The organism is Serratia sp. P2ACOL2, from assembly GCF_003691565.1.
GTDB classification, from domain to species: domain Bacteria; phylum Pseudomonadota; class Gammaproteobacteria; order Enterobacterales; family Enterobacteriaceae; genus Serratia; species Serratia liquefaciens.
Window position 1 is genome coordinate 3,918,913 of record NZ_CP033162.1, and the last position, 23,601, is coordinate 3,942,513.

The window sequence follows — 23,601 nt, forward strand, 5'->3', positions numbered from 1 at the left end:
ATGACGTTTTTAACGGCAATGATGGCAATATTGCGCGTTTATCCTACCGTTATTTACATTATCTCCTTTTTTTCTCCACGCTTTACTCCCACTTCCCGAGTAAAGTGCATAAGCGCCGGAATCCTTCCCAGCCGCTGATAAACGCAATTCTGATGCGTCTTAAAGATAGAACAAGTCACAACGAGGTTCGCGCTGCATGGCCAATTTTTTTATTGATCGCCCGATTTTCGCCTGGGTTCTGGCAATTATTCTTTGCCTGACCGGCGCCTTGGCGATTTTTTCATTACCGGTGGAACAGTACCCTAACCTCGCGCCGCCAAACGTTCGCATCAGCGCCAACTACCCTGGCGCCTCGGCGCAAACGCTGGAAAACACCGTCACCCAAATTATCGAACAGAACATGACCGGCCTGGACAACATGATGTATATGTCGTCACAGAGCACCAATACAGGCCGGGCTACGGTCACGCTGACCTTTGAGGCCGGCACCGATCCTAACGAGGCGATGCAGCAGGTGCAAAACCAGCTGCAGGCGGCTATCAAACGGCTGCCGCAGGCGGTGCAGACCCAGGGCGTGACGGTGTCGAAATCCGGCGATACCACGCTGATGATGGTGGCCTTCGTCTCCACCGACGGCAGCATGGACAAGCAGGACATTGCCGATTACATCGTTTCCAACCTGCAGGATCCGCTCAGCCGTATCAACGGCGTGGGCAGCATGGACGTCTACGGCTCGCAATACGCCATGCGCATCTGGCTCGATCCCAACAAGCTCAACAGCTACCAGCTCACCACCCAGGACGTGGTCAGCGCGATCCAATCGCAGAATGCGCAGGTGGCGGTCGGACAGCTTGGCGGTACGCCGTCGGTCGACAAGCAGGCGCTCAACGCCACCATTAACGCGCAATCGCAGTTGCAAACGCCAGAACAATTCAAGCAAATCACCCTGCGGGTCAATCAGGACGGCTCACTGGTGACGCTGGGCGATGTTTCCACCATCGAACTGGGTGGCGAAAACTACGATTACCTCAGCCGCTATAACGGTATGCAGGCCGCCGGCATGAACATCAAGCTGGCGTCCGGGGCCAACGAGCTGCAAACCGATCAGTTGGTGAAAGACAAGATTGCCGAACTGTCGCAGTATTTCCCGCACGGGCTGGAGGCGAAAGTCGCCTATGAAACCACCCCGTTCGTTAAGGCCTCAATCAAAGACGTGGTGAAAACCCTGCTGGAAGCCATTGTATTGGTGTTCCTGGTGATGTACCTGTTCCTGCAGAATTTCCGCGCCACGCTGATCCCCACCATCGCCGTGCCGGTGGTGCTGATGGGCACCTTTGCCATCCTTTCCGCCTGCGGATTCAGTATCAACACCCTGACCATGTTCGCCATGGTGCTGGCCATCGGGCTGCTGGTGGATGACGCCATCGTGGTGGTGGAAAACGTCGAACGCGTGATGAGCGAAGAAGGCTTGCCGCCACGGGAAGCTACGCGCAAATCCATGGGGCAAATCCAGAGTGCGTTGGTCGGTATCGCCATGGTGCTGTCGGCGGTATTTATCCCGATGGCGTTCTTCGGCGGCACTACCGGCGCCATTTACCGCCAGTTCTCCATCACCATCGTTTCCGCCATGGTGCTGTCGGTGCTGGTGGCGATGATCCTGACCCCTGCCCTGTGCGCCACCCTGCTCAAACCCATTGCCAAAGGCCACCATCACGGCAAGCGCGGCTTCTTCGGCTGGTTCAACCGCATGTTCAACCGCAACGCCGACCGCTACGAGCGTGGTGTGGCACGGGTGCTCCATTCCAGCCTGCGTTATATGCTGATTTACGTGTTGCTGCTCGGCGGGATGGCGCTGCTGTTCATCAAGCTGCCGACCTCCTTCCTGCCTCAGGAGGACCGTGGCGTATTCACCGTTCAGGTGCAGCTGCCGCCAGGATCGACCCTGCAGCAAACCACCAAGGTCGTGGAAAAGGTGGAAAACTACTTCCTGACCAAAGAAAAAGAAGATGTGCTGTCGGTGTTCTCCACCATCGGTGCCGGGCCGGGCGGTAACGGACAGAACGTGGCGCGTATGTTTATTCGTTTGAAAGACTGGGAGTTGCGCACCTCAGGTGCCAACAGCTCTTTCGATATCATCGATCGCGCGACTCATGAGTTTAATAAGATTAACGAGGCTCGGGTGATAGCCAGCAGCCCGCCGGCCATCACCGGCCTGGGCAACTCATCCGGTTTCGATATGGAACTGGAAGATCACGCAGGCCTGGGGCACGACAAACTGATGGCGGCACGCGATCAGCTGCTGCAACTGGCTGCGGCCAATCCCCTGCTTTCACGAGTGCGTCACAATGGCCTGGATGACAGCCCGCAGTTGCAAATCGATATCGACCAACGCAAGGCGCAGGCGCTGGGCGTCTCCATCGATGACATCAACAACACGCTGTCGACCGCCTGGGGTTCCACCTACGTCAACGACTTTGTCGATCGCGGCCGGGTGAAGAAGGTGTATGTGCAGGCTGCCGCACCGTTCCGCATGCTGCCCGGCGATATCGACAAATGGTACGTGCGTAACAGCGCAGGCGGCATGGTGCCGTTCACCGCCTTCGCCACCTCGCATTGGGAATACGGCTCGCCGCGTCTGGAACGCTATAACGGCAACTCGGCGTTGGAGATTGTCGGCGAAGCGGCTGAGGGCGTCAGTAGCGGTACCGCGATGGCGGAAATGGAGAAAATCGTCAGCCAGTTACCGACCGGCTTCGGTCTGGAATGGACCGCCATGTCCTACCAGGAACGCCTTTCCGGTTCGCAAGCGCCGGCGCTGTACGCCATTTCACTGCTGGTGGTGTTCCTGTGCCTGGCAGCGCTTTATGAAAGCTGGTCGATTCCGTTCTCGGTGATGCTGGTGGTGCCGCTCGGCCTGATTGGTGCCGTTGCCGCCACCTGGCTGCGTGGGTTGGAAAATGACGTTTACTTCCAGGTGGGGATGCTGACCATTATCGGGCTGTCGGCGAAAAACGCCATTCTGATCGTCGAATTCGCCAACGAGCTGAATCAAAAAGGGCAGGATCTGATGTCAGCCACGCTGGAAGCCTCGCGCATGCGCCTGCGGCCGATTTTGATGACCTCGCTGGCCTTTATCTTCGGCGTACTGCCGATGACCATCAGCAGCGGCGCCGGCTCCGGCAGCCAACATGCGGTGGGCACCGGGGTGATGGGCGGCATGATTTCCGCTACCCTGCTGGCGATTTTCTTCGTGCCATTATTCTTCGTGCTGGTACGCCGCCGTTTCCCAGGCAAGCAACCTATACCCTAAATAATTGGAGTTGCATCGAGGCGGCAACGCAGCGAATCCCCAGGAGCTTACACTAGTAAGTGACTGGGGTGAGTGAGGAAAGCCAACAAAGATGCAGCTTTAAGTATGACGGGTATTTAGCCACTACAACGGAAGACGCAGGGGAATAACGGACATAAAAAAGCAGCGTCGGGTAACCGATGCTGCTTTATTTCGAACCCGAGGCTCGATCCCAAGGTGTTTCAATGACCAACCAATAAACCAACCTTGCTATCAACTTTACCGCAGTGTCAGTTACCTAACATCTCATCGATGAAGTCTTTCCAGTTTCCCAACTCACGATCAACCATAATAATTCACAACCTCAATTAATAGACGAAGCGAATTCTACGCTTGTTTTTTGAGCAAGTGAAGCACCTCGGGAACGATGCCACCCGCGAAAACAGGGGACAGTGCACATTTTCGTACTTATCTTATCGAGCAAGAACTGCGGCTATTCCCTTCCGATATCAATCCAGCAAATGAGATAGATAAAAGATCTAAACCGACCGCCATTGGCTGGCGGCCGGAGCTTTAACTCAGCGAGATTTAGAAATCAACGCGCAGGCCAAGGTTGTAGTGACGGCCTTCAAGCTGCGGATAAGCGCCCCAATTGGTGGTGCGTTTAGGGGCCGTATCCAAGATGTTATACACGCCGGCCATCACCTGAGTGTGCTTATCCAGGCGATAAATCACGCCGGCATCCAACAAGGCATAAGCGCTATAGCGGGTATGATTACCGGTATCCTCGTTGCGGCTGCGATAATTGACCTTGGACCAAACGTCCAATACCGAAGCTGCGGCCCACTTGGCGGATAAGTTGGCCATGTGTTTCGGGAAGTCATTCAGCGCATAACCCTTGTTGATGCCGTTTTTCTGTTCACTCTTGTTAAACGTATAGTTTGCGCTGAGGTTCAAACTGTCGGTCGCCTGCCAATCGGCATTGAGCTCCACACCGTAGACATTGGCCTTGCCGATATTGAAATATTTATCAATGGAATCGGCGTTATAGCCGTTAACCACGCAAGGGTGATTCTCACTCGCCTCGCAGATGTTAACTTCTGCGATTTTGTCCTTGAAGTCGGTATAAAACACCGTGGCGTCGAGGGATAAATCACGGTTGTTGTTCCAGTACAGGCCCAGCTCGGTATTCACGCTGGTTTCCGGCTTCAGCTCGCTGTTGCCCACCGACAGATAGGGATAAGGCGGGTTGCTGCCACGCGGCGTAATGAATTGATCCGAGTTTTCCCGCAGCGAAGGTTTTTTATAGCCGGAAGAGATACCGCCCTTCAGCGCCCAGGCTTCGTCTAAAATCCAGTTGCCGTAGAGTTTCGGGCTGATGTGGGTGCCGAAGTAGTTGTCCCTGTCCATACGCGCCGAGGTTGTCAGCGAAAAGTCATCGATATTCCACTGCCCTTCGGCAAACAGTGCCCACCCATCACGCGAAATTTTGGTTACCGGATCGATCCCCGGCGCTTTTTTACTGTCGGCGTAGAAATCGTCATTGAGCGTTTCGCGGCTGTAATTGGCACCGACGGTCAGGTTATGTTCCCCCAAACTCAGTTTAGCCTGGCTATTCAGCACATAATTTTCAGTCTGGATATGCTGCGGGGCCAGGCTGACGGAGCGATATACCGATTCGCCTTTCTCGTACTGGAAATAACTGGTGGTGGCGACACTGTCATCCGCGTACCAACCTGAATGAGTCAGGCTCAGAGCATCGCGGTCGAAGTCCCAGCCCCACGGCGTACCGCCGCCTTTGGCAGAACGGCTGCGTTTTTTCTCTCCTTTGGCCAGGTTCAGATCGAACAGGTTAGTTTCATTGGCGGCAAAGCCGAGCGTCATGTCGAGCGACTTCTTGTTGTTTTTGCTGAAGGCGTTAGGTTTTTCATCTTCACGGCGATCGAGGTAGTCCGCCGACAGGCTGAGGCCCAGTACATCGGGAACCAAGGGCCCCATCAAAAACAGATTGGCTTGTTGGGTGTTACCGAAGTCCTGATGCTGTTGCAGGAAGCTGTTGCCGGCAATCGAGCCAATCCACTCCCGTACGCCAAACGGCTTTTTGGTGATCACGTTGACCACGCCGCCAATGGAGTCGGAACCGTATAACGATGACATAGGGCCACGGATCACTTCAATGCGGTCGATGGCCGCCAGCGGCGGTAAAAAACCGGCTTCGGTACCGATATTCTGACCATACGGGCGCGACTCGCCGGTATTTTGTTTGATGCTGTTGACCATGAACGAGGTGTAACTCGAGTCCATGCCGCGGATCATCACATCGCCGGTCACTTCGCTCCCGGCCCCGTTGCTGACGAACACCCCGGAGACATCCTGCACCGCTTCGGCGACATCCCGGCTGTTCTGCTTTTCGAAGGTCTTTTTATCGATGACGGAGATACTGGCGGGAGCATATTTTTTGTTCTGCTTGAACCCGGAGGCGGTCACCACGACCTGATCCTCTTGCAAGGCATCCTTGTCTTTTTCTGTCCCGCCTTCCTGTGCGTAAACCTGGGGTGCGCACATCAAAGCCAGCGCTATGGCCGTGGCGATGCGGGAGCCCTTTCCCATGGAGGGTTGATTGATCATTTCCTTTCCTAATAAAGCCTGTTTCCGGTGGGTGTTGTCGCCCACAAAGCCTTCCCAAAACGGCTGACGCAATAAAACGCAGTACGCATCAATGCCACCACCAGCGTCGCCATAACGATCTGTCGTTATGATTTTTTATTTACACTTCTTAACAGTCGCCGGGCGAATATAGCGGATATTTTCAGACATTAAAACGAAATGAAAATCATTACATAGTTTAAACATACCGGAAACATCGCCATTCAATAACATGATTTTATAAGGGATATTTAATAACTCATTATATTTCAATGCTAAACAACCATATCCTCATATGATTAATTAAATGATATTGATATTAATAATCAATATCATTAGCATCGGCGAATCGTAAACTGATGTAAAGGAATGTATATGAAGATGCACCTGTCCACTTCAGGCAAAGGTTTCTCCCTCAGCGCCCTGGCGTCTGCCGTGCTGCTGTTGTCTTGTTCAACGCTGGCCGCTGACCTTCCCGAGAGTCAATTTCAAACCAAACCGGTCGGGCACGGCCTGTATGAACTGGCTTTTGATGGCACCAGCAACACCCTGTTTGCCGCCTCTACGCCTTCCTTCGCCAAAGAAAAAAACGGCGGTATCGTCTTTAGAGTCAATCCCGCCACGCTGGCCACCGACGCCAATATCGTCACTAAGCGACGGGCCTTCGCCACCGCATTGGATGAGCAGCGCCATCTGTTGTACATCGGCAACACCGTCGACGGCTCAGTCACGGTGATCGATACCCAGACAGGTAAAGAACTCGCGACTATTCAACTCAATGAAAGCGTGAAAGACGATCAGTTTGTCCCGACGCGCGAACTGCTGCTCGATAAGAAAAATCAGCGCCTTTATGTTTCCGGCACGGCGCAAAAAGGCGTGCTGTGGGTCATTGATACCGCCAAGCGGGAAAAAATTGCCACGCTGGGCATCATGGGTGAATACCCGACCGGCATTGCGCTGGACAGCGAACGCGGCCATATCTATTGCGTTAACGGCCGTGGCGAACTGATTACGCTGGACGCCACCAGCCATAAGATCCTCAAACGCGTGGTGGTCGAACCGACCAAGAAACACTTCTTCCTCAATATCGCTCTGGACAGCAAAACCGGTCGTGCGTTTATCACCGATCCGGATCTGCCAAACGTACTGGTCGTGGACGTCAACAGCGGGAAAATCCTGCACCAGATTGACGTAATCAATTCTCTGGCGGTGCTATTTAACCCGCTGCGCAGCGAGATCTATATCACTCACCGTGAAGCCAAACGCATCAGCATCGTCGACAGCAACAGCTATCAGGTGAAAAACAGCATCACTACCCATGCATTGCCTAACAGCCTGGCGCTTTCTTCCGACGGCCAGCAGCTGTTCGCCAGCATCAAGCAGTCCAAGGAAGAGATGGAGAAAAAACAGGATTACCTGATCAAGATTGATCTTGGCGGATTGTGAGGCATCTCCATGGCTAGTTTTATGATTCGCCTCTCCGGCAGCGCACTGTTGTGCGTCCCGGTGATGATGGCGCAGGCGGCAGGCACCGAGCAGACCGCCCACAGCCAAAAAGAAGAAACCCTGGAGGTGGTCGCGTCCCCCTTCAGCGATGACGGCAGCACCGAGAATACCGGCTCCTACACCACCAAACAGATGACCACGGCAACCGGGTTGCCGTTGAGCATTAAGGATACGCCACAGTCGGTTTCGGTGATCTCGCGCCAATTGATTGACGATCTCAACGCCAACTCGCTGAAGGAAATTCTTCGCTGGTCTACCGGCGTCAGTGAAAGCAATTACGATAGTGAACGTTCTTCGTTCAACTACCGTGGTTTCAGCGTGGACAGCTATCAATACGATGGTATCCCTACTTTCTTTGACTCGGGCTATTCCGGCGGGGAATCCGAAATTGACTCGATCACGCTCGATCACGTGGAGATCGTCAGGGGTGCGGCAGGATTGTTGAACGGCGTCGGAAACCCGGGCGCTGCGATCAATCTGGTCAGGAAAAAAGCCTCCAGCCTTTCTCCTTTTGCCCGTACCGAGCTTTCGGCCGGTTCCTGGGATCACTATCGCACCACGATCGATGCCGGTACCCCGCTCAATGATGAAGGTACCGTCAGGGTGCGCGTCGCTGCCTCCGGTGAACGCAGCCACTCTTTCATGGATCGCCATCAAGAACGCAAAGGGACGGTCTACGGGACGTTGGAAGCTGACCTGACCAGCGCCACCCTGCTGCGTCTGGGGGCTGACTATCAGCAAAACCGGCCAAAAGCTTCCACCTGGGGCGGCGCGCTGCCGACCGGCTGGTTCAGCGACGGCAGCGAGATCAACTGGGATCGCCACTACAGCGGGGCTTCTGACTGGTCAAGCTGGGACACCACCCTCAGCACCCAGTTCGCCACGCTGGAACACCAGTTCGCTAACGACTGGAAAGGCGTAGCCAACTACACCCACAACCGTCAGGCCTTCGATGCCAAAATGGCGATGAGCCTCGGCGGCCTGATCGACCCGGACACCTGGGCGGTGAAGCCTTCAACCCCTTACGCCGGGCGCTATGAAGGCTATCGGGATCAGCACGCGGTAGACCTGAAGCTGAACGGGGACTTTCCACTGCTGGGCCGCACCCACAAGTTTGTGGTGGGCAGTTCCTCCGCCTGGCAACACAGCTACAGCACCTATCGCAGTGCCAGTACCACACAGCTGTTTAGCGGCAGCCTGAAGGACTGGAACGGCGGCCTGGGTGAACCTGCGTGGTCAGACAAAATGCCGCAGCAGGATTTCCGTACGCGGCAAATCGGGATTTACAGCAGCGCCGACTTCTCGGTGACGGATCAACTGGATCTGGTGCTCGGTGCCCGCTTCAACAGCTTTAAAAACACCACCACCACCACGGCGAACAAAGTGACTCCGTTCCTGGGGGCGGTGTATAAGCTGACCGATCAGGTCTCTGCCTATGCCAGCTACACCGACATCTTCAAGGACCAGAACTATCTCGACAGCAGCGGCCACTATCTGGCGCCGATCGAAGGGGTCAACAAAGAGGTGGGCATCAAGGCCGCGCTGCTGGATGAGCGTCTCAACGTTTCGCTGTCGGCGTTCCGCATTACTCAGGATAATCTGGGCGTACTGGATGAAAATCCGGAAAACATCAACGCGCTGCAACAGACCTATCATGAGAGTCAGGGCGCAACCAGCAAAGGGGTGGAGTTCGAGCTGAGCGGTGAACTGGCGCAGGGCTGGAATGCCCAGTTGGGCATCACCCATTTCTCCTTGAAGGACAAGGATAAGGTTGATCTCAACACCGAGCAGCCCCGCACCCGCATCACTCTGTTCACCACCTATCAGTTGACGGGTGCGCTGCGCGATCTGACGCTGGGCGGTGGCGCACGCTGGCAGAGTAATGTTTATGCCAACGTCCAGGGCGCCAGCAACGGTGAATTTATCGAGCGCAAAGCCGAGCAAGGGTCCTACGTGCTGGTCGATGCGATGGCGCGTTACAAGCTGACGCCGCAAACCTCGGTGCAGTTGAACCTGAACAACGTATTCGACGAGAAATACTACTCGCAGGTGAATTTCTACAGCACCCGCAACTATGGCGAGCCACGTAACGTTATGGTGACGCTGAAGCACGAGTTCTGATCGCCCTACAGTATTAAACGGCCCCGGATAACGGGGCCGATTTATTTCTAACCGCTATATCCCTTGTATGATGAATTCTTCCGTAGTAGCGTGCCAAAGGTATAAAAAACCCCCATTTCTCTGAGGCCATGTCATGTCCCCTACGCTGACCATCGAACAACTGAAAGAGCTGGGCCGTTATCAAGACGCCACCGAACTGGCGCAGCAGCAGTTGCTGCAACAACCGGAAGACGCGGTGCTGCACTACCAATTAGCCTGTCTGTACGACGTGCAAGGATTCGAGCAACAGGCAATTCCCTGCTACCAGGCTGCGCTGGCACGCAATTTACCGGCTCCGCAGCGACAGGAAGCCTGGCTTGGCCTGGGCAGCACCTATCGGGCGCTTGGCCTGTATCAGCAATCGCTGGCCACCTTCGACCAGGGGTTGGCCGAATTTCCCGAGGCCAAAGAGATCACCCTGTTTCGCGCCATGACGCTGTACAACCTGGGTGAAACCAAACAGGCGGTGGCCGATTTGTTGGTGCTGTTAGCGGAAACCTCCTCACACAGCGACATCAGCAGTTATCAGCGCGCCATTCGCCAATACGCTGCCGATCTGGACCGTATCGGCTAGGAGGAAAACATGGAAATTGTCACCGATCCAAATCGCTATGGCGTCGACTGGTCGCAATTGGCCGCGCTGTTGGAAACTGCAGGGCTGGGCCAGCGTGACCCGCAGGTGCTGCAGCGCGTTTACCAACACAGCCAATTTTGCTACTGGGGCTATCGCGATGGCCGATTGATGGCCACCGCCCACGCCATCAGCGACATGACCTCAGTAGCCTATCTGGCCGACGTGGCAATCCATCCGGACTTTCAGGGGCTGGGACTGGGGCGACAGCTGATGGATCGGGTGATGCAGGATTTGGCGCCGCTCGGCAAAGTGTTTATCTACTCGGTTCCCGACAAGCTGGCATTCTACAAAAAATACCGCTTCCGCGAGCTGACCACCGGCATGGTCTATGCGGACAGCGCGGCTTTGGAACGCCTGGAGCAGAATGGTTACCTGCGCACCCCTCTTTAAGGAATGTCCCTTTGATCATAGAAAACAAGCGAGCCGCACAAGATTGTGCAGACATGGATGAGATCCGCGCAGAAATAGACCTGCTGGATGAAAATATTATCACGCTGATCGCACAACGTTTCGCCTATGTAAGGGCGGCGGCAAAATTCAAAACCAGCCCAGATGCGGTGCGGGCCAAAGCACGTTTTGAAACCATGTTATTGCAAAGACGGGCCTGGGCCGAAGAGCAAGGTTTGAGCCCGGAAGTTATAGAAAAAATGTATCGCGATTTGGTCAATTACTTTATCAGCGAAGAGATGAAGCATTGGTCCAAGACCCAAAGTGAATAGAATCTCCATCATCGACCACGAATGGCCGATGGTGAAAAAGAACCTGGGTTATAAGTTGCGACAGGTCAGAGACGAGTAACGGTCCGCTAAGCTACAGCGTCTTCATCATGAAAACGCGGCTGGTGCCCGCCGGCAGACAGGGTACCTCGCCAAAGCGCGTCCAGCCGTTCAATTCATAAAACTTCGGCGCCTGAAAGCTGATGGTGTACAGCACGGCGGAAACACAGCCTCTGCGCCGCCCTTCCAGCTCGAAACGGCGCAGCAGTTCGCTGCCCAACCCCGATCCGCGCAGCGATTTTGGCAAATGAAACAGATCCACAAACAGCATGCCCAACGATGAACGTCCGCTGATGCCGCCCAACACTTCACCGCTGGCCGGATCTCGCACCACCACCGCCAACGGGCGACGATCGTTGGTGCCGGTTATCTCGTCGTTATATTGATTCAGCCCGGCTTCGATCAGGGCTTCTATTTCTTCCGTCGCATTTTCGGCAACTTCAATCAGGTATTTTTCCATGCTCATCTTCTTCTTATGTAGGGTGACTGAATAGCGCACTAAGATTAGCAAAATCCGCCGCAATAAATGCGCGCCGTTTTTTTTCAGCTTTTCCCCGGCTTTCAGGCCATTGGACGGTGGAACTCCCCGCCATTTTTCGGCATGCTGGTCGCTGGTTTTCATTTCACCGCCCCCGGCGGTTTACCACCGGCCACACGCGCCGGTGTGGGTTGCAGAGAAGGTTCTTACTCCATGACGTTAACCATGTACGGCATCAAAAATTGTGACACCATCAAAAAAGCACGCCGCTGGCTGGAAGAACAGGGCGTGGCTTATCACTTTCACGACTACCGCGCCGACGGGCTGGACGAACAGCAGCTGCGTGGTTTTGTCGAACTTTTGGGCTGGGAACCGCTGCTGAATACCCGTGGCACCACCTGGCGCAAACTGGACGAAGCACAGCGCAACGCCTGCGATAATGCCGATGCGGCCATCGAACTGATGCTGGCCCAGCCGGCCATCATCAAGCGCCCGCTGCTGAGCGACGGCAAGGGGCATGCTCTGCTCGGTTTCAACGCCGACAGCTATCAGCAATTTATTTCCGAGGTGGCAGCATGACTTGCCCGGTAATCGAACTGGCCCAACAGCTGATCAAACGTCCTTCCCTCAGCCCGCACGACGAAGGCTGTCAGGCGTTGATGATTGAACGTCTTGAGGCCATCGGCTTTACCGCTGAGCCTATGCCTTTCGGTGATACCCTGAATTTTTGGGCCTGGCGTGGCGAGGGGCAAACCCTGGCATTTGCCGGCCACACCGACGTGGTGCCGACCGGCGATGAAAAACGCTGGGACAACCCGCCGTTTGAACCGACCATCCGCGACGGCATGCTGTATGGCCGTGGCGCGGCGGACATGAAAGGTTCGTTGGCAGCCATGGTAGTGGCGGCCGAGCGCTTTGTGGCCGCCAATCCGCACCATCAGGGGCGCCTGGCATTCCTGATCACCTCCGATGAAGAGGCCAGCGCAACCCACGGCACGGTGAAAGTGGTCGAAGCCCTGATGGCACGCAACGAGCGTCTGGATTACTGCCTGGTCGGCGAGCCGTCCAGTACCGAACGCGTTGGTGACGTGGTGAAAAACGGCCGTCGTGGCTCTATCACCGCAAACCTGCACATCCACGGCATTCAGGGCCACGTCGCCTACCCGCACCTGGCGGATAACCCGGTACATCGCGCCATGCCGGCGCTTAATGAGCTGGTGGCGATAGAATGGGATCGCGGCAATGAATTCTTCCCGCCGACCAGCATGCAGATCGCCAACGTGCAGGCCGGTACCGGCAGCAACAACGTGATCCCCGGTGAGATGTTCGTCCAGTTCAACTTCCGTTTCAGTACCGAATCGACCGATGCGACGATCAAACAACGCGTGGAAGAGCTGCTCGAGCGTCATCAACTGAACTACAGCATCGAATGGCGTCTGTCTGGTCAGCCGTTCCTCACTGCGCGCGGCGCATTGGTGGATGCGGTGGTTAATGCCGTCGAACATTATTCTGAGCTGACGCCGCAGTTGCTGACCACCGGCGGGACTTCAGACGGTCGCTTCATCGCCCAGATGGGGGCGCAAGTGGTTGAGTTGGGCCCGGTAAACGCCACCATCCATAAGGTTAACGAATGCGTCCACGCGGCCGATCTGCAACTGCTGAGCCGCATGTATCAGCGCATCATGGAGCAATTGATCGCATGATCACGCCAGAAATGCTGACTGGGCGCTCGACCGACCATCTGGCGCCGCTAAGCGGTAACCACCGCATGCAGCCTGCCGCAGTGGCCGCGTTTCTCGCCATGCAGCAAGCGGCGCACGCCGCCGGGTTCAATCTGCAACCCGCCAGCACATTTCGCGATTTTGAACGGCAACAGGCGATCTGGAATGGAAAATTCTGCGGCGAGCGACCAGTATTAGATAAGGACAGCCGACCGATCGACATCACGCCGCTGTCTGCTGCCGAGCGCTGCGAAGCGATCCTGCGTTGGTCGGCCTTGCCGGGCGCCAGCCGCCACCACTGGGGCAGCGACCTGGATGTCTATGACCCCACACTGTTGCCCGAAGGGCAAAAGCTGCAGCTGGAACCGTGGGAATACGAACAAGGCGGTTACTTTTACCCGCTCAATCAGTGGATGACGGAACACATGGCCGAATTTGGCTTTTATCGTCCGTTCACCAAAGGCGGCGACGGCGTGGCGGTGGAGCCCTGGCACCTGAGCTACCGCCCGCTGGCGCAGGAAGCCGAACATCTGCTGACGCCTGCGCTGCTGTTGGCGGCCTGGAAAGATAAGGATATTGCCGGTGCTCAATGGCTTGAAGCCCATCTGCCAGCGATATTTTCGCGTTTTATACGCGCTGAAGGAAAGGAGTGAATATGGAATGGTTAGCTGACTACTGGTGGATTATCCTGCTGATTCTAGTAGGGATGATCATCAGCGGGATCAAAGAACTACGCCGCGTCGACGTGAAAGGCTATCTGGCCGATAAGCCGAAGCTGCCGCCGCACCGCGATAACAACGCCGAGTGGGATGACGAAGACGACTGGCCGAAGAAAAAATGACATCAGGGCGCATTATGCGCCCTGAAGCTTATTTAAAGGCGATCAAGTCGCCGCGCTTGCCGAACATTGCCTCTTCCCAGTAGCGCTGCGGCACGTAGTAATGCAGCCGTTCAAGCGCGCTGTCCATCATGTCTTGATTGATGGCATGCCCCACGCCCTCTTCCACGTCCAGCGTAAAATCGACGCCGTTGGCCTGCAGCCTTTCCGCCGCCGCCTGGGCATGTTGCACCGAAATCACCGCATCCTGCTCACCGTGGATCAAATGCACCACGCTGTCACCGAACGCCTGGTCGGGCAGACTGGCAAAGCGCCCGCTGAAAGCCACCACGCGGCCGGCCAATTTAGGCTCCGCCTTCAGGGCTTCCAGCGCCATGATAGACCCCTGAGAGAAGCCCACCAACGCCGTGCCGGCGTCATTCACGCCGCTGTGTTGCTGCCAGTAACGCACGGTTTCAATAAACAGTGGCATCACTTCGGCAATGCGCTCAACGCGATTTTCTTCGGTGACGTCCTGCACTGAAAACCACTGGCGGCCGCTGCCGTTACCAAAAGCAGAGGGGCCACCCACGCTGACCACCAGCGCCTGCGGGAATTCTTTAGCGAAATAACGGCCAATTTCCCCCATTGCCACCGGGGTATCGCCGACACCGTGAAACAGCAGGATCAGCTGCGCAGCCGGTGTTGCCGGGCTCTGGACAACGAAATGCTCATGTTTCATCGGTGACTCCTCGTGTGATTAAGATCCTGTCCGGCGCCAGATGCCCCGGTTTCTGCCAGCTACTATACGCCGCTGAGAAATCAGGAAAATCGGGTTTTATTGAGCAACATCTTCAATTTATTGCAACGACTGGGCCCACGCTTTCCAGCGCAGACCGTGCTGCGCATCCAGCTGTTCGAGCGCCAGTCCTGCCTCGTGTCGCCAGCGGCGCAGCAAGGCTTTCTGCCCGCTAAACCCTAGCCGTTCCACGCAGACTGCCGGCGCCAGCGACTGCTGCAGATGCATCCGCAGTGCGGGCAATGATAGCGTACTGGCCAACAGTAAGCGTTGCAGTGCCCCGAGGCTGGCCTCCAGCGGCCGATGCGCGAAGGCAAATCCTGCCAGCTCACGCCAGTCGTCCTCCCCGAGCTGCGTATCGCCGTCGTCTCCGGGGATCTCTATTTGCAGATCAATGCGCGGCTGCAACCAGCGCCAGTCACGTGCCAGGTGTTTATGGGCGGCATGGCGCAACGCCTCGCCCTGTTCGCTCAGCGGCAGGATCGCCATCGCGGTGTAACAACCACTGCTGGCCTCTGTCTTGCTGCCGATGCGAGCCAGTTCAAAACCGCAAGATTGCCAGAAACGCCACAGCGGCTCGGTATAGCCAAAGCTGACCGAGAGATAATCCAGCCCCTGTGCTTGCTGGCGCTGCTGAGCAATGAGATCGCGGGCAATGCCCTGTTGACGCAGTGCGGGTAACACCGCAATGCGGGTGATGCGCCGCGAACGTAGCGTAGGTGCCCACCACTGGCCCCCGTGCGCCGCCAGCGATTGTGCCACCAGGTTGCCACGGGGACGCCGTCGACCGGCCCAGACTTCGTGTGCCAGTTCGGCGCTCAGCCCGCCTTCTTCCACCAGCCACAGGGCGCCGACAACCTCATCGTCTACCTGAGCCAAACCAAAGTGCATGCCCGGCGCATCCATCAACCGCCGTAAATCCAGTGGTGAAGTACGGTAATGAGCACTGCTCAACAAAGCGTAAAAACGCGCTAACCTTTGTGGATCGGCGCACAGCTTGGTTTGCTCAGCCCCGCTGATGCTCACCGGCTTATCCGTTACCTGCCAGCAGGGTTGCTCGTTAAACAGCAGCGCGTTATCTATAATGCGCTCCAGCGCATCGCCCTGCGCCCAACGCATCGGTTGATCTAACCCCAATGGCTGGAACGCAGGCAGTCCGGCGCAGAATTTCAGTAAAAAACCCCGGCCGGTGCCTTCATAACCCTGCACCGTAGTGGTCAGCAAAACGCGCGGGAAATAGCTCACCAACTGCTGCAACAGCGGGCCAGGTATCGCCGCCGCTTCGTCCACCAGCAACCACCCAACGTCGCTGACGTCCTGTTCGCGGCAATGGGCCAACAGCGCATCCGGTGCCCAGAATTGCGCACGTCCCTGCGCCCATTCGGCGGCGACTTCGGTGGCGGCGCGGCTCGGTCCAACCAACCAGCAGGTCTGCGAGGTGTTCGCCACCAGCATCCCCGCTACCGTTGACTTGCCGCGACCGCGTGCGGCGGTCAAAACCCAAATGCCCGACGCCGCGCTCAGTAATTGCGCCAGCAGCCGCTGCTGCTCGGCGGTGGGTTGGCCGTCTGGTGCCTGCCACTGCGGACGCAGCGGCAATGGCGCCAGCGTCAGCGCCTCACCCTGCCGCCAGACGGTGACTTCGCTGTCCGCCGTCAGATGCCGCTGCAGATGATGAATAAAATTTGGGGTGGTGATCGGTTGTGGGCAATCGCTCCAGCGCAGGCTGTCGTCATCCGGTTGCTGAGGCCAATGCTGCCACGGCGGCGTCAGCAACAGCAGCCAACTGCCGGCCCGCAGCGTACCCGACAGCGCGGCCAGAGCTTCAACGTCCAGCCCTTTCGTCGCATCAAACACCGCGTGCAGGCGCTCTTGCCCCAGCAGCGTCCGCACCGCACCGCTCGCCAATGCCTGCAGGCCCGGCGGCGGATTTTCCCCTACCCACGGCCAGTCACCCGGCAGGGTACTCGCCAGTTGTAGCGCCTGCTGGCGACACCATTGCGGCTCGCCACTGATCACCAGCAGGCGCCTGATGCCCTGCTGCTGCATAAGTTGTTGCATTGCCAGTAACATAACCGTGGATCCAGACCTGAAAAAAATGCCGGAGTCAGGCTCCGGCATGGCATGTTAACGGGATGCGAAGGTATTGCAGGTGTTCGGATCGCCGCTGTCGAAGCCCTGTTTAAACCAGGTGTAGCGCTGCTGCGAAGTACCGTGGGTGAAGCTGTCCGGCACCACCCGTCCCTGCCCTTGCTGCTGCAAACGGTCGTCGCCGATCGCCTGCGCGGCGTTCAATGCCGCCTGCAAGTCGCCCTCTTCCAACATCTGCTGTTTCTCGGCGTATTTGCCCCATACGCCGGCAAAGCAGTCTGCCTGCAGTTCCATTTTCACCGACAGGCGGTTCACTTCCGCCTGGCTGGCACCCTGCTGCATTTGGCGCACTTTCGGCTCGATACCCAGCAGGTTCTGCACATGGTGGCCGACTTCGTGCGCCACTACGTAGGCCTGGGCAAAGTCACCGCCGGCACCCAGCTTGGTTTTCATATCCTGATAGAACGACAGGTCGATATACACCGTTTTGTCACCCGGGCAATAGAACGGCCCCATCGCCGCCTGGCCGGTACCGCAACTGGTGCGCGTTACGCCACGATACATCACCAGTTTGGGCGGCTGATAGGTTTTGCCCATACGCTGGAAAACTTCTTTCCAGTTATCTTCGGTAGACGCCAGCACCACCGAGGTAAATTTAGCCAGTTCATCGTCTTTTGGACTGATGTTGGCGCTTTGTTGCTGAGTTTGCGGGCTCACGTCCCCACCGTTCAACAGCGGCGAGAGATCGATGCCGTAATAGCCGGCCACCAACACCACCACCAGAATGGCGATACCGCCTTTGCCGCGAGGAACACGAAAACCGCCACCGCCGCCACCCAGACCTGAAGACTGCCCGCGACGATCCTCAACATTGTCACTTTCCCGACGCCCTTGCCAACGCATAAATAAACTCCAGATAGGTTTTTGTCATTGTACGCAATACCCAAAATAATTGGAGTTGCATCAAGGCGGCAAATGAGTGAATCCCGATGAACTTACTTAAGTAAGTGATTCGGGTGAACGAGTGCAGCCAACACAGATGCAGCTTCAAGTATGCCGGGTATTATCATTATAAGTGCTGAGCAGCGGAGGAAATGTAGAATTTTTCCGGAAATGCAGTCAGAGAGAAATATTGCGGGAAGTTAACGGGCCGAATGGCTCCGTGAGACTGCTGACAAACAGAGAATGTTTGGCGGCAGGCGCTAAAGGTTTTGAAAATAAATCTGGAAAATCAATTTATTGATTTTCGGCTGATAACACAAAGGGGGAAAAACCACGCTTTATCCCCCTTTGTCAAAATCTGACGGGGCCGGATGACCCCGTAGAGCGCGACAACGCTTAGTCGAGCTTGACGCCGATGCGGCGGGCCACTTCTTCGTAGGCTTCGATCAGGCCACCCAGGCTCTGGCGGAAGCGGTCTTTATCCATCTTCTCCAGGGTGTTTTTATCCCACAGGCGGCTGCCGTCCGGCGAGAACTCATCGCCCAGCACCACTTCACCGTTGAACAGGCCGAACTCCAGCTTGAAGTCGACCAGGATCAGGCCCGCGTCGTCAAACAGCTTGCTCAGCACGTCGTTTGCCTTGTAGCTCAGCTCGCGCATACGCGCCAGGTGCTCTTTGTTCACCCAGCCGAAGGTTTCACAGTAGGATTCGTTGACCATCGGATCGTGCATGGCATCGTTTTTCAGGAACAGGTCGAACAGCGGCGGGTTCAGTACCAGGCCTTCTTCGATGCCCAGACGCTTCACCAGTGAACCGGCAGCGCGGTTGCGGATCACGCATTCGACCGGCACCATGTCCAGCTTCTTCACCAGCACTTCGTTGTCTGACAGCAGGCGTTCCATTTGTGTCGGGATGCCGGCCTCTTCCAGTTTGCTCATAATGAAATGGTTAAACTTGTTGTTCACCATGCCTTTGCGATCGAACTGCTCAATGCGCTGACCATCCAGTGCTGACGTATCGTTGCGGAACTCCAACACCAGCAAATCAGGGTTTTCGGTGGTGTAGACGGTTTTTGCCTTTCCGCGATACAACTCAGCTAGCTTTTGCATCTTACATACTCCAATAAAGAATTGTTTTAAAAATGCTTTAACACACAGGCGTGATATACCCAAAATAATTGGAGTTACAGCAAGGCGGCAGGTGCGGAACTCCCCGCGAGCTTACTCAAGTAAGTGACAGGGCGAGTGCACGTAGCCAACACGGTTGTAGCTTCAAAAATGATGGGTATATTGTGCCAAAACTGCGACGCAAACGATACCGTATTGTTCAAAGAAAAAGGGGCCGTAGCCCCTTTTCAATCAGTTAACGCTGGTTTTACTGAATGCTGCCTGGAAGGCCGCCACCAAGCCGTCGTTTTGCGACTGGGTCAATGGCTTCCCTTTAGGATCGATAAATTGCAGGCTGGTGCGGTTGTTCAAATCCCCGACCTGCAGTTTGTAATCGCCCTCTTTCAGTTCAGGATCCTTGGCGCCCAACGCATCCCAATCGCTACCGCTCAGGGATTTGTAGGTGACGGCGACGGTGCCCTGCGGACGGCTGCGGTCACCCACTTTCATCCCCAGTTTCTCCAACGCCGCAGGCAGGCGATCCCACACCACGGTGTAAGGGCCGCGCACTACCAGCATCGGCAGGCCGGTGTCATCGGCGCTGCTCTGCACGTCCAGCGCGCCGAAGCGGTTGGCCGTCTGGCTGCTTGCCAGGTTGTCCTGCTTGTCCAGGCCTTCAACGATGGTGTTCATCATCATGCCGTTGTAGCGCTGCACTTCTGACGGGTCGGTAATCTGTTCGGTTTTACCCTGCTGCTGCAGGCCCACGGTTTTTACCGTCAGCGCCTGCTGGTAACCCTGCTGCTGTACGCTGATCTGGTAGCGGCCTTCGTACTGGTTGTCTTCATCCAGACGGTTCCACTTCACCCAGTCGGTGGTCAGCGTCTGACCGGCGTCCTGACGTGAGGCGATTGCGATATTTTTCGTCTGCAGCATGCTGACAACGCGCGACCACAGGTTCTGGTTCTGCGGGTTGTTTTCCAACAGCAGCGTACCGCTGTCGCCGGCATATTGCGCGCGTGAACCGCTCAGCAATGCCAGTGGCTGCACCGGCGGACGAATATCCAGTTGCTTGCCGACGCCGCCTTTCAGCGTGGTGGCCGGAACATCATAATTACCGCTTTGCACCGGCAGGATCATACCGGCTGGTGCGTTCAGTGGCTTGAGCACCGACGCATCGAGGTAAGACTCATCGCCGCTCACCTGGCGTTTGTAACGCTGATCGGTGGTGCAGGCGGCCAGCATCATAACCAGCGAAATACCCACGACTTTTGCTACCGTCGACTTTTGCAATGAATAAACCATCAAATTTCCCTTAGAGTTACAGCAAACCGGCGCTTTTCAACGCGCGTTCCACTACCGGACGGGCAGCGTCGGTCAACGGCGTCATAGGCAGACGCATCGTATCGGTTGCCATCAATCCCAATGCCTTACAGGCCCATTTCACCGGAATTGGGTTTGCTTCTACAAACAAATCCTGATGCAACGGCATCAAGCGCTGATTTAAGCGGCGTGCTTCAGCAAAGTCGCCCTGTGCTGCCAGCGCGCAAAGCTGCGCCATTTCACGCGCCGCCACGTTGGCCGTCACGGAAATCACCCCTTTGCCGCCCAGTTGCATGAAGTCCAGACCGCTGGCGTCATCGCCGCTCAGCAAAATGAAATCTTCATCATCAACCAGCACTTGGATCTGACTTACACGACTTAAGTTCCCTGTTGCCTCTTTAACAGCAACAATATTCTTAATTTTTGCCAAACGCGCAATCACCGGCGGCAGCATGTCACACCCGGTGCGCGAAGGCACGTTATAGAGGATCTGCGGCAGTGCGGTGCTTTCGGCAATCGCCTTGAAGTGCTGGTACAGCCCTTCCTGAGTCGGTTTGTTGTAGTAAGGCGTGACCGTCAGGCAACCCACTACGCCGGTATTTTCAAAGCGCTGGGTCAGCGAAATGGCTTCGGCGGTGGCGTTGGCGCCGGTACCGGCGATCACCGGAATACGGCCTGCGGCCAGTTCCAGCGTCTGCAATACCACGTCAACGTGCTCGTCATGGGCAAGCGTTGCGGACTCGCCGGTAGTCCCTACGGAAACGATGGCCGCAGTTCCACTGGCTACATGATAATCAATCAATTTTTTTAGGCTCGCGCGATCGACAGCACCTGTGTCGTCCATCGGCGTAACCAGTGCAACAATACTTCCCGTAAACATTGGCCGTCCCCTCCACAAACAAGTCACTCATGGTACTTTTGCTGCCTATCCAAAAGCAAGCAAACAACGGCGTTGTAAGCGCTTGGCAGGCGGTTTTTTTTATGTTTACCATGGTAACCCCATTGAGCACGACAGGAAGCTCCATTTTGCCTAAGCCAGATGAACACTATCTCGTGATTACCGCGCTCGGCGCCGATCGCCCCGGAATCGTCAATGCCATCACCCGCCACGTCAGCAGCTGCGGGTGCAATATCGAAGATAGCCGTCTGGCCATGCTGGGTGAAGAGTTCACTTTCATCATGCTGCTTTCCGGCAGTTGGAACGCCATTACCCTGATCGAATCTACCCTGCCGCAAAAAGGCGCGGAGCTGGAGCTGCTGATTGTGATGAAGCGCACCAACTCGCACGAAAGGCCACCGATGCCGGCCACGGTGTGGGTGCAGGTGGAGGTGAAAGACTCGCCGCACATCATCGAACGCTTTACCGATTTGTTCGACTCCAGCCAGATGAACATTGCCGAGCTGGTATCGCGCACCCAGCCTGCGGAAGGCGACCTGCCGCCGCAGCTGTATATCCAGATCACCGCGCACAGCCCCGGCAATCAGGATGCCTCAAATATTGAACAAGCCTTTCATCGCCTATGTACAGAATTGAAAGCACAAGGCAGTATTAGCGTTGTGAACTATCCACAGCATGATGAGAAAGATGGAGAGTAGTGATGAGCCCATTGAAAGCCGGTGACACAGCGCCGAAGTTTAGTTTGCCTGACCAGGACGGTGAGGAAATTAATTTGGCCGACTTCCAGGGACAGCGAGTGCTTGTTTATTTTTATCCCAAGGCGATGACGCCGGGCTGTACCGTACAGGCCTGCGGTTTGCGGGATAACATGGATGACTTGAAAAAAGCGGGTGTCGAAGTTCTGGGCATCAGCACGGATAAACCAGAGAAACTGTCGCGTTTTGCCGAGAAAGAGTTGTTAAACTTCACGTTGTTGTCTGATGAGGATCATCAGGTGGCACAGCAGTTCGGCGTTTGGGGTGAGAAAACCTTCATGGGGAAAACCTATGACGGCATCCACCGCATCAGCTTCCTGATCGACGCCAAAGGCAAGGTTGAAAAAGTGTTTGATGATTTCAAGACCACCAATCATCACGACATCGTTCTGGATTACCTGAAACAATAATCCTCACGAAGCGCAGCGACCTGCTGCGCTTCGTTATCCACGCTTATTCCTGTTCCGTTTCTACCCGCAGTTCGTCCGGCCAGGCATGGATCACCGCCTTCACCAAGGTTGCCAGCGGGATAGCGAAGAACACGCCCCAGAAACCCCACAGCCCGCCAAAGATAATCACCGACAGAATGATCACCAGCGGATGCAGGTTGACCGCCTCAGAGAACAGAATCGGCACCAGCAGGTTGCCATCCAGCCCCTGCACCACCAGATAGGCGACGATCAGCGTCCAGAAATCGGCGCCGACACCCCATTGGAACATCGCCACCACCACCACCGGAATGGTCACCAGAACCGCACCGATATAGGGGATCAGCACCGAAAAACCGACCAGCACCGCCAGCAGCAGCGAATAGCGCATATCGAGAACCGCGAACACCAGATAGGTCGCCACCCCGACGATCACCATCTCCAGCACCTTGCCGCGAATATAGTTGGTGATCTGCTGGTTCATTTCGATCCACACCTGCCCGGCCAGCCCACGGTTGCGTGGCAGTACCCGGCGCACGGCATTGAGCATCTGTTCCTTGTCCTTCAACAGGAAGAACATCATCATCGGGACCAGGATCAGATAAATCGCCAGCGTCAGCAGGCCCACCAGCGACGCCAGCGAGAATTTCACCACCGACTCACCCATGCCCGACAGGCGTCCGCGCAGATTCTCCGCCATCATGTCGATGATGCCGGCATCTACCAGCGCCGGGTAACGCTTCGGCAGCGTCGCGGCGAAGTTATAGAACTGGTTGAGCATGCCCGGCAGATCGGTCATCAGGTTGATGCCCTGTTGCCAGGCGGTCGGCGCCACCACGAAGACCAGCAGCATCGCGATACCGGCAAACAGGATCATCACCATGCTTGCCGCCCAGTTTCGCGAACAGCCGATGCGCTGCAACCGCGCGGTTGGCCACTCCAGCAGATACGCCAGCACGATGGCCACCAGCAGCGGGGTCAGAATACCATGCAGAAAATAGAGAATGAGGAACCCGGCGAGCAGGATCACCAACAGCGCGATGGCCTGCGGATCGGTGAAGCGGCGGCGGTACCACTGTAATAACATCTCCAGCATCAGAGAGGGCTCCTAGAGGTTTGACTGGCAGGCATTGCTGTTCCTGTAATAAGTATTATTGACCCTACGCTGGCCAGCCAAAAAGAGGAAAGGCTGAAGGCCGGGCATTCAGCGTATGGTTGTACCATGCCGCCC

Annotated in this window: 22 protein-coding genes; 12 read left to right on the forward strand and 10 right to left on the reverse strand. The window is 56.2% G+C overall.

The window, feature by feature from the left end:
- Window positions 1-196 precede the first annotated feature (196 nt).
- A complete protein-coding gene (gene acrD / locus EBA31_RS19040) occupies window positions 197-3,310 on the forward strand; it encodes a multidrug efflux RND transporter permease AcrD (protein WP_020828037.1) in 3,114 nt (1,037 codons plus the stop codon).
- 269 nt (window positions 3,311-3,579) lie between these two features.
- Here the strand turns inward: acrD and ypfM are convergent, their stop codons facing one another.
- On the reverse strand, window positions 3,580-3,639 hold the full coding sequence (ypfM, locus tag EBA31_RS27210) for a protein YpfM (RefSeq protein WP_100396732.1): 60 nt from the start codon (window positions 3,637-3,639) through the stop codon (window positions 3,580-3,582).
- A gap of 238 nt (window positions 3,640-3,877) precedes the next feature.
- Complete coding sequence (locus EBA31_RS19055) at window positions 3,878-5,917, reverse strand: TonB-dependent receptor domain-containing protein (protein WP_122079976.1); 2,040 nt, start codon at window positions 5,915-5,917, stop codon at window positions 3,878-3,880.
- Between the two features lie 393 nt (window positions 5,918-6,310).
- On the opposite strand from EBA31_RS19055, the gene EBA31_RS19060 reads away from it, so the two are divergent.
- From EBA31_RS19060 to EBA31_RS19080, 5 genes are all read left to right on the forward strand, one after another.
- A complete protein-coding gene (locus EBA31_RS19060) occupies window positions 6,311-7,381 on the forward strand; it encodes a YncE family protein (protein ID WP_122079977.1) in 1,071 nt (356 codons plus the stop codon).
- A gap of 9 nt (window positions 7,382-7,390) precedes the next feature.
- Window positions 7,391-9,562: a TonB-dependent siderophore receptor gene (locus tag EBA31_RS19065; protein ID WP_122079978.1), complete on the forward strand. Its 2,172-nt coding sequence runs from the start codon at window positions 7,391-7,393 to the stop codon at window positions 9,560-9,562.
- A gap of 133 nt (window positions 9,563-9,695) precedes the next feature.
- Window positions 9,696-10,175, forward strand: coding sequence for a tetratricopeptide repeat protein (locus EBA31_RS19070; RefSeq protein WP_020828041.1), 480 nt, complete (start codon window positions 9,696-9,698; stop codon window positions 10,173-10,175).
- A 9-nt stretch (window positions 10,176-10,184) separates the two neighbouring features.
- Complete coding sequence (locus tag EBA31_RS19075; RefSeq protein ID WP_122079979.1) at window positions 10,185-10,625, forward strand: GNAT family N-acetyltransferase; 441 nt, start codon at window positions 10,185-10,187, stop codon at window positions 10,623-10,625.
- Between the two features lie 11 nt (window positions 10,626-10,636).
- On the forward strand, window positions 10,637-10,954 hold the full coding sequence (locus EBA31_RS19080; RefSeq protein ID WP_122079980.1) for a chorismate mutase: 318 nt from the start codon (window positions 10,637-10,639) through the stop codon (window positions 10,952-10,954).
- A gap of 91 nt (window positions 10,955-11,045) precedes the next feature.
- On the opposite strand, the gene EBA31_RS19085 is transcribed toward EBA31_RS19080, so the two are convergent.
- The gene (locus EBA31_RS19085; protein ID WP_122080661.1) at window positions 11,046-11,471 is read right to left on the reverse strand and encodes a GNAT family N-acetyltransferase; all 426 of its coding nucleotides are present in this window, start codon (window positions 11,469-11,471) and stop codon (window positions 11,046-11,048) included.
- A gap of 231 nt (window positions 11,472-11,702) precedes the next feature.
- On the opposite strand from EBA31_RS19085, the gene EBA31_RS19090 reads away from it, so the two are divergent.
- Genes EBA31_RS19090 through EBA31_RS19105 form a run of 4 tightly spaced genes read left to right on the forward strand, consistent with a single transcriptional unit; the run spans window position 11,703 to window position 14,051 of the window.
- Window positions 11,703-12,068 carry an ArsC family reductase gene (locus EBA31_RS19090; protein ID WP_046374994.1) on the forward strand — a complete coding sequence of 122 codons (366 nt, stop codon included), beginning with the start codon at window positions 11,703-11,705 and terminating at the stop codon, window positions 12,066-12,068.
- Entirely contained in the window at window positions 12,065-13,192 is a 1,128-nt protein-coding gene (gene dapE, locus EBA31_RS19095; RefSeq protein ID WP_122079981.1) for a succinyl-diaminopimelate desuccinylase, read from the forward strand. Before EBA31_RS19090 ends, dapE begins: the two co-directional genes overlap by 4 nt.
- Window positions 13,189-13,863 (forward strand): M15 family metallopeptidase, encoded by a 675-nt coding sequence (locus EBA31_RS19100; RefSeq protein WP_122079982.1) that lies wholly within the window; start codon window positions 13,189-13,191, stop codon window positions 13,861-13,863. The genes dapE and EBA31_RS19100 overlap by 4 nt, the downstream gene beginning before the upstream one ends.
- Before the next feature lie 2 nt (window positions 13,864-13,865).
- Window positions 13,866-14,051 (forward strand): YpfN family protein, encoded by a 186-nt coding sequence (locus tag EBA31_RS19105; protein ID WP_020828048.1) that lies wholly within the window; start codon window positions 13,866-13,868, stop codon window positions 14,049-14,051.
- A 28-nt stretch (window positions 14,052-14,079) separates the two neighbouring features.
- Here EBA31_RS19105 and ypfH read toward each other — a convergent pair whose 3' ends face one another.
- The 6 genes from ypfH to dapA form a co-directional block, all read right to left on the reverse strand.
- Complete coding sequence (gene ypfH / locus EBA31_RS19110) at window positions 14,080-14,769, reverse strand: esterase (RefSeq protein ID WP_020828049.1); 690 nt, start codon at window positions 14,767-14,769, stop codon at window positions 14,080-14,082.
- A gap of 117 nt (window positions 14,770-14,886) precedes the next feature.
- Window positions 14,887-16,899: a tRNA(Met) cytidine acetyltransferase TmcA gene (locus EBA31_RS19115; protein WP_122079983.1), complete on the reverse strand. Its 2,013-nt coding sequence runs from the start codon at window positions 16,897-16,899 to the stop codon at window positions 14,887-14,889.
- Between the two features lie 54 nt (window positions 16,900-16,953).
- Complete coding sequence (locus EBA31_RS19120; protein ID WP_115058306.1) at window positions 16,954-17,820, reverse strand: neutral zinc metallopeptidase; 867 nt, start codon at window positions 17,818-17,820, stop codon at window positions 16,954-16,956.
- A 435-nt stretch (window positions 17,821-18,255) separates the two neighbouring features.
- The gene (purC, locus tag EBA31_RS19125; RefSeq protein ID WP_122079984.1) at window positions 18,256-18,969 is read right to left on the reverse strand and encodes a phosphoribosylaminoimidazolesuccinocarboxamide synthase; all 714 of its coding nucleotides are present in this window, start codon (window positions 18,967-18,969) and stop codon (window positions 18,256-18,258) included.
- 249 nt (window positions 18,970-19,218) lie between these two features.
- Complete coding sequence (gene bamC, locus EBA31_RS19130) at window positions 19,219-20,271, reverse strand: outer membrane protein assembly factor BamC (RefSeq protein WP_020828052.1); 1,053 nt, start codon at window positions 20,269-20,271, stop codon at window positions 19,219-19,221.
- Between the two features lie 16 nt (window positions 20,272-20,287).
- Window positions 20,288-21,169 (reverse strand): 4-hydroxy-tetrahydrodipicolinate synthase, encoded by an 882-nt coding sequence (dapA, locus tag EBA31_RS19135; RefSeq protein ID WP_020828053.1) that lies wholly within the window; start codon window positions 21,167-21,169, stop codon window positions 20,288-20,290.
- A 110-nt stretch (window positions 21,170-21,279) separates the two neighbouring features.
- On the opposite strand from dapA, the gene EBA31_RS19140 reads away from it, so the two are divergent.
- Both EBA31_RS19140 and bcp read left to right on the forward strand, forming a co-directional pair.
- Complete coding sequence (locus EBA31_RS19140) at window positions 21,280-21,885, forward strand: glycine cleavage system transcriptional repressor (RefSeq protein WP_197022814.1); 606 nt, start codon at window positions 21,280-21,282, stop codon at window positions 21,883-21,885.
- Window positions 21,886-21,887: 2 nt separating this feature from the next.
- Window positions 21,888-22,352 carry a thioredoxin-dependent thiol peroxidase gene (gene bcp / locus EBA31_RS19145; RefSeq protein ID WP_020828055.1) on the forward strand — a complete coding sequence of 155 codons (465 nt, stop codon included), beginning with the start codon at window positions 21,888-21,890 and terminating at the stop codon, window positions 22,350-22,352.
- Window positions 22,353-22,395: 43 nt separating this feature from the next.
- Here bcp and EBA31_RS19150 read toward each other — a convergent pair whose 3' ends face one another.
- Window positions 22,396-23,466, reverse strand: coding sequence for an AI-2E family transporter (locus EBA31_RS19150; RefSeq protein WP_020828056.1), 1,071 nt, complete (start codon window positions 23,464-23,466; stop codon window positions 22,396-22,398).
- Window positions 23,467-23,601 lie beyond the last annotated feature (135 nt).